General features: G+C 72.8%; 5 protein-coding genes. 3 read left to right on the top strand and 2 right to left on the bottom strand.

Annotated elements, in window-relative coordinates; all coding sequences use genetic code 11:
* The 3 genes from LAO51_19530 to LAO51_19520 form a co-directional block, all read left to right on the top strand.
* Positions 1-893: pyridoxal-phosphate dependent enzyme (locus LAO51_19530; protein MBZ5640935.1), on the top strand; the 893-nt coding region annotated here is incomplete at its 5' end.
* Positions 893-1675 carry an MBL fold metallo-hydrolase gene (locus LAO51_19525; GenBank protein MBZ5640934.1) on the top strand — a complete coding sequence of 261 codons (783 nt, stop codon included), beginning with the start codon at positions 893-895 and terminating at the stop codon, positions 1673-1675. The genes LAO51_19530 and LAO51_19525, both read left to right, overlap by 1 nt.
* Positions 1672-2613 (top strand): hypothetical protein, encoded by a 942-nt coding sequence (locus LAO51_19520; GenBank protein ID MBZ5640933.1) that lies wholly within the window; start codon positions 1672-1674, stop codon positions 2611-2613. Before LAO51_19525 ends, LAO51_19520 begins: the two co-directional genes overlap by 4 nt.
* Before the next feature lie 13 nt (positions 2614-2626).
* Here LAO51_19520 and smc read toward each other — a convergent pair whose 3' ends face one another.
* Together smc and LAO51_19510 are read right to left on the bottom strand one after the other, a co-directional pair.
* Entirely contained in the window at positions 2627-6211 is a 3585-nt protein-coding gene (smc, locus tag LAO51_19515) for a chromosome segregation protein SMC (GenBank protein ID MBZ5640932.1), read from the bottom strand.
* Positions 6212-6381: 170 nt separating this feature from the next.
* The coding region (locus LAO51_19510) for a polyprenyl synthetase family protein (GenBank protein ID MBZ5640931.1) at positions 6382-6567 on the bottom strand (186 nt) is incomplete at its 5' end.

Below are 6567 nucleotides of genomic sequence, written 5' to 3'. Positions count from 1 at the left end.
GCGTCTCGCCGGTGGTGGACGACGTCGTCGGCTCGACGCCGGTCCACCTCGCCCTCGAGTACGTCTCGCCCACCGGTTCGTACAAGGATCGAGGCGCTTCGCTCCTGGTCTCGTTCGCGGCGGCGCTCGGGGCGACCCTCCTGGTGGACGACACCAGCGGGAACGCCGGGATCGCGCTGGCGGCGCACGCCGCTCGAGCGGGCCTCCGGGCCCGAGTCCTCGTCCCGGACGACGCGTCGCCGGTCAAGCCGAGGATCGCGGCGGAGCTGGGGGCGGAGGTGATCAGGGTCGCAGGCGGGCGGGCCGGCGCCGCCGCGGCCGCGCTCGAGGAGGCGGCCTCGGGTGCCTTCTACGCCAGCCACGCGTGGAGCCCCCTCTTCCTCCACGGCGCGAAGACGCTCGCCTACTCCCTGTCGGAGGCGCTGCGGTGGACCGCGCCCGGGGCGGTGGTCGTTCCGGCGGGCAACGGCGGTCTCGTCCTCGGCCTCGACGCCGGTTTCCGCGAGCTCAGGCGTCACGGTCTGATCGAGCGGCGGCCGGCGATCGTCGCGGTGCAGGCCGCGGCTTGCGCTCCGCTGGCCCGCGCGTTCGCCGCCGGAGCCCTGCTTCCCGCTCCGGTGACCGAGGGACCGACGTCCGCCGATGGCGTGCGCGTCGGCGCGGCGCCGCGGGGCGCCGAGGTCCTCCGGGCGGTGCGACAGAGCGGCGGGTCGATCGAGGAGGTGGGCGAGGACGAGATCGAGCGGACACGGCGGGGGCTCTGGCACAAGGGGTACGCCGTGGAGAGCACCGGTGCCGTGGCCGCGGCGTGCCTCGACCGACTCGGGGACGATCTCAGGAGGCGCCACGGGGACCTCGCCGTGGTCCTCTCCGGCTCCGGCCTCAAGCTCTGATGCGTGTCACGTTCCTCGGCAGCGGGACCTCGACCGGCGTTCCCCTGATCGGCTGCGACTGCGAGGTGTGCCGCTCCGCCGATGCGCGCGACCGGCGCCTCCGTCCCTCGATCCGGATGGAGTGGCCCGGCGCCAGCGTCCTGGTGGACACCGCAACCGACCTCAGGGCCCAGGCGCTCGCACGGGAGGTCGGCCGTGTGGACGCGGTGCTGTACACCCACGCGCACGCCGACCACGTGCTGGGGCTCGACGAGCTTCGCACGTTCAACTGGCGTCAGGGCGCGCCGATCCCCGCGTACGGCTCCGCGGCGACCCTGGAGGATCTGTCGCGGACCTTCTGGTACGTGTTCGAGTCGGTGCAGGTCGGGGGAGGAAAGCCGGCGGTCGAGCGATGCGTGGTCGAGGGCCCCTTCGAGCTCCTCGGCCGGCGCGTGGTCCCGGTTCCCGTGATGCACGGCCGGCTCGCGATCCTCGGATACCGGGTCGGAGGCTTCGCCTACCTTACCGATGCGAGCCTGATTCCCGAGAGCTCGTACGCGCTCCTCCGGGGGCTCGACGCGCTGGTGCTGGCCGCGCCGCGGGAGCGCCCGCACCCGACGCACATGCACGTCGCGCGGGCGCTCGAGGAGGCGCGCCGGATCTCGCCCCGCCGCACCCTTCTCACCCACATCGGGCACGACCTCCTGCACTCCCGGGTGTCTGCCGGCCTCCCGGAAGGCGTCGGGCTGGCGTACGATGGTCTCGTCCTGGAGATCGACGACCGGGACGAGGTCGCCCTTTGAGCCCGTTCGCAGGCGTCGCGGGATCCGTGATCCTCGCGCTCGCGGTGGCGGTCCTCCCCGCGCCCGCCGCAGGTGAGCCGTCCCCTGCGGCGCCCCTCCGCAACGAAGACGTGGTCCGGATGCTGGTGGGCGGCCGGTCCCCCGCGGAGGTGATCAAGGCGATCCGCTCCGCCGACGTGGCGTTCGATCTCTCCGACGACATGACCCGGGAGCTGCGCCTCGCGAGTGTCCCGGCGGAGGTGCTCTCCGCCATGGGCGCGCGCCAGGCGGAGCAGGACCGGAAGCGCGCGACCGAGACGCCGCCGGTCGCCGCGCCGCAGCGCCCCGCGGAGGGGAAATCCCTCGTCGTCGTCTCCATCGGCCCGCCCGCCGGCGGCCGCGGGACCCGGGACCTCGTCTTCCCCGCTCGCCTCGACGACGACGACGCACGCGCGCTGCTGGCGGGCGCGTCCGCCGAGGAGCGCGTGGTCACCGACCTCGCGGTGTTCCTCGCCTGTCGGACCCCCGATCACGTTCCGGACCAGTGGCGCTCGCGATCGCCGCTCGGTCGCGACTTCGTCTCGGTCCCGCGGCACGAGATGCTCGATTTCCATCCCGGGGCGTCGCGCGTGCCCGCCAGGACGGCCCCGTCCGGGTATCGGCCCGCCGCGCCCCGCCACGGGCCGTCGGAGGCGGAGCCCGATCTGCTCGCCATCGCGCTTCCCATCGAGCTTCGGGGCGAGGTGGACCCAGGCATCCCCCACGATCTGATCGTCGGCGTCGCGATCCGGGTCGGCGACCGTTTCTTGGAGCTCGCGGAGGCCCAGCTGGACCGCGTGGTCGCCGGTGCCGAAGGGCTGTCCCTCTCCGCGGTCGTCACCGAGCGCGGCGAGAAGGGAACGATCGCGATCGACGTACGGATCAAGCGCGACGGCGCTCCCGGCCCGCCCCCTCGCTGAACCCTCTCGCGGGTCAGAGCTTCAGCGAGACCAGCTTCGAGACGCCGGGTTCCTCCATGGTCACGCCGTAGAGCAGGTCGGCCGTCTCCATCGACCGCTTGTTGTGCGTGATCATGATGAACTGGGTCTGCTCGGCGTACTCGCGCAGCATCTTCGTGAACCGGTTGACGTTCACGTCGTCGAGCGCGGCGTCCACCTCGTCGAGGAGGCAGAACGGCGATGGCTGGTAGCGGAAGATCGCGAACAAGAGCGCGATCGCCGCCATCGCCTTCTCCCCGCCGGACAGGAGGTGCACGTTGCCCAGCCTCTTGCCGGGAGGCTGCACCATGATCTCGACGCCGGTTTCCAAGACGTCGTCACCCTCCTCGAGCCAGAGGTCCGCGCGCCCGCCGTTGAAGAGCGTCCTGAAGACCTCCTGGAACGAGACGCGGATCGCCTCGAACGCGTCGCTGAACCTCTCGCGGCTCTGGCGGTTGATTCGCCGGATGGTCTCCCGCAGCGACTCCATCGAATGCTCCAGATCGTGCTGCTGGGAGGTCAGGAACGTGTAGCGCTTCTCCAGCTCGGAGAACTCCTCGATGGCGGTGAGGTTCACGGGGCCCATCGCTTCGATCTTCTGTCTCAGGTCCGCGATGTCGGCGTCGAGCGACTCGGCGTCGGACCCGCCGATCTCCGCGGTCCGGCTCAGGGCGGCCTGGGCGGCGGAGATCCCCAGCTCCTGCACGCAGAGCTCGTCGAGATGCCGGCGGTCGGCCGCCGCTCCGGCGAGAGCGACCTCCGCGGCCTGCACGGACTCACGCCGCCGCTCGAGCGCGGCACGCATCTCCTTGAGCGCGGCCTCGCGCTGGTCGAGGCCTCGCCTCCCGTCGGCGACCGCCGCTTCCATCGCGGCGGCTTCCGCGGCCCTCCGCTCCCGCTCGGTGAGATGCCCCGCGAGCTCCTCGGCGGTCCGAGCGAGCACCCCCTCGGCCTCCTCGGCCCTCGCCCGCGCGGCGTCGATCTCCTGCAGTACCGATCCGAGCCGGGACTCGACCTCGGCCAGCGACGCCTCGAGACGGACCCGCTCCCGCTCCATCACGCTCCGCCGCTGCTGCCGGACCAGGACATCCGCCTGGAGCACCGCCGCCGACTCGCTCTGCTCCCGGAGACGGCGCTCCATCTCTTCGTGCCCCGCCCCCTCCGCCGCGAGGTCCTGCTCCACGACCCGCTGAGCCGCCTCGCACTCCTCCACGACGCGCGCCACGTCCCCGTGGTCCCTCGTGATCCTCTCCGACTCCTCGTCGATGGCGGCGACCTCTTCGGAGAGGACCGCCGCCCGCCGGCCCATCCGCTCCCGCTCCGCCGCCGAGCGCTCGACACCGAGCGAGAGCTCGACCCGCCGCCGCCCGGCCTCCTCCAGCGCGCTCCTCAGGCGCTCGACTTCGCTCTCGAGTCCGGCATTCTCCGCCCGCGCCGCGTCCAAGCCCGCCTGCAGTGCCGCCGCCCGCGCCTCGGCCTCCGCGAGCTCGCCGCGCGCTTCCTGGGTCCGTCGCTTGTGGGCGAGGAGCCCGTGGTCGGACGCGACCCGCCCGCCCACCGAGACCAGGCCCGAGGCCAGCACGGCCTCTCCGTCCGGTGTCAGGTAGTCCGTTTCCGGGTGAAGCCGGTGGAGCGCGAGAGCGCTCTCCAGCCGATCCACCAGAACGGCATCGCCGATCCGGTCGCGGAGGAGCTCGTCGGCGCCCGACGCCAGGCTCAGCCTCTCCCTGAGCCGGCCCAGCACCCGCGAGTCGCCGACGAGCGGATCGGGGAACGGCGTGCTCTCTCCGACGCGGCCTCCCTCCGCGGAGCGTCCCGCCGGCTGCGACCTCGACAGCAGAAGCGTCCGGCCCGCCCCCTCGGAGCGGATCAGCTCGGCGGCGCGGACGGCGTCCGCGTCGTCCTCGACGATCACGGCCGGCAGGATCGCCTGCAAGTAGGCTTCGGCCGGCGATTCGATCTCCCTCGCCGCCTCGACGAAATCCGCCAGGACGCCTCCCGTCCGGACTCCGGCGGCGGCGCCCAGCGTCAGGAGGAGCTTGACGCCATCGGACACGCCGGCGAACCGGGTGGCGACGTCCTCCAGGGTGCGCAGCCTGGCGGCCGCGGAGTGAGCCCATCCGCGCGCCGCAGCCAGCGCCTCGCCGTCCCGCGCGACCCGCTCCCGCGCCTCGGCGAGCGCCCGGTCCGCCGCGCCGTGCTCCTCACGGAGCCGCTCGATCACGCTCGCGTGCGCCGTCGCCTCCGCCGCGATCCGCCCGGCCTCGACCTCGAGACGCGAGAGCTCGCCGATCACTTCCGCTCGCTCCTCGCCGAGCCTCGCGCGCCGCTCGCTCCCCCGTCCGATCGCCTCCTCGATCGCACGCCGCCGGTTCCGGGCCTCGGCGGCGTCGTTCATCGCCTCGAACAGGCGCCGCCTAAGATGCTCGACGCCCTCGCGCCTCGCGGCCAGCCGGCCCTGCGCCCGCTCCAGCTCCGACCGGCGCTCCTCGAGCGCCGCCGCGGCTTCCTCGAGGGCCACGCGCTCGCTCTCGGTGCTCGCGAGGTGGACGCGCAACTCCTCCCGTGCCGACTCGCGTCGCGCCCGAAGCGAGTCGCGCTCGTTCCCCAGCTCCGAGGCCCGCTCGCGGGCCTCCTCGATCCTCTCCTGGCAGGAGCGGCTTCGCGTGCGCTCGCGGTCGATCTCGAGATCGAGCTGGTGTAGCCGGTCCGTCGCCAGGCGGCAGGCCCCCTCCGCCTCCGACAGCGCGACCCGATCGGCCTCGAGCGCCGCCTCCGCCCGGCCCAGGTCCGCCGCGGCGCCGGCCTCGGAGGCGCGCGCTTCGCGCTCCTCATCCATGAGGCGCGCGAGATCCTCGTCCATCCGCCGGGCGCGGGCGCCGAATCTCACCGACTCCTTCGAGCGGAGCTCGTCGCGGAGTCGCTGGTACCTGCGCGCCTTCGCGGCTTGCCGCTTGAGCGAGCTGATCTGGCGACGAACCTCGGCGACGATGTCGCCCACCCGCAGCAGGTTCGCCTGGGTGGCCTCGAGCTTGAGCTCCGCGAGCCGCCGCTTGTGCTTGTACCCGGAGATTCCAGCCGCCTCTTCGATCAACAGCCGACGTTCCCGAGGCTTCGCGTTCAGGATCTGGTCGATCCTCCCCTGCTCGATGGTCGCGTAGGTCTGCGTCCCGACCCGGGCCTCGCGGAGAATCTCCTGGATGTCCTTGAGCCGCGCGCGCGCGCCGTTGACCAGGTACTCGCTCTCGCCGTCCCGGAACAGCCGCCGCGTGAGGACGACGTCGCGCGTCGCCCCGTCGGGCGTCCCGTTGAGGCCGGACATCTCCACCGAGACCTCGGCCATGCCCACCGGCTTCCGCGCCTCGCTGCCGTTGAAGATCACGTCCTGCATGCTCGCGCCGCGGAGCATCCTGGCGCTCTGTTCCCCGAGCACCCAGTTCAGCGCGTCCCCGATGTTCGACTTACCGCAGCCGTTGGGGCCGACGACGGCCGTGATCCCATCCGGGAACACCACCTCCGTTTGATCGCTGAAGGACTTGAAGCCGGAGATCCGGATCCTGTCGAGCTTGAGCTTGGACACGCAAACCTCGTCCTGGCCCGGTCGGGCCCGCCGGAAGCCTTGGGGAATATACCACCCGGCCACATCCGGTCTCAAGCTGGAACGCGATATGTTGGGGCCGGAGATGGATCGACCACCAGATATCGGGTCCGGATTGGCCCGAATCGCCGAGCCGTCCGGAGCCCGTCCGGTCAGCGGTCTCGGGAGATCAGGTAGCCGGGAACCGCGGCGAGCGCACGGCGGGCCGGACCGTCGGGGAAGTGCTCGAGCTCCACGACCGCTTCGGTCGCCGTCCGCCTTGCCTGGGCGCGGGCACGGCTCATGGCGCCGCTCTCCTCGAGGAGGCCCGTCAGCTCGGCGATCTCCGGGGCGCCGGC

This window comes from Terriglobia bacterium (assembly GCA_020073205.1).
Taxonomy (GTDB): domain Bacteria; phylum Acidobacteriota; class Polarisedimenticolia; order Polarisedimenticolales; family JAIQFR01; genus JAIQFR01.
The sequence above is the reverse complement of the archived record's forward strand: the minus strand, read 5'-3'. Positions and strand labels throughout refer to the sequence as shown.

Excerpts from the sequence above, each read along its gene's own strand:
- LAO51_19525 (MBZ5640934.1), top strand. The coding sequence starts at position 893 with ATGCGTGTCACGTTCCTCGGCAGCGGGACCTCGACCGGCGTTCCCCTG.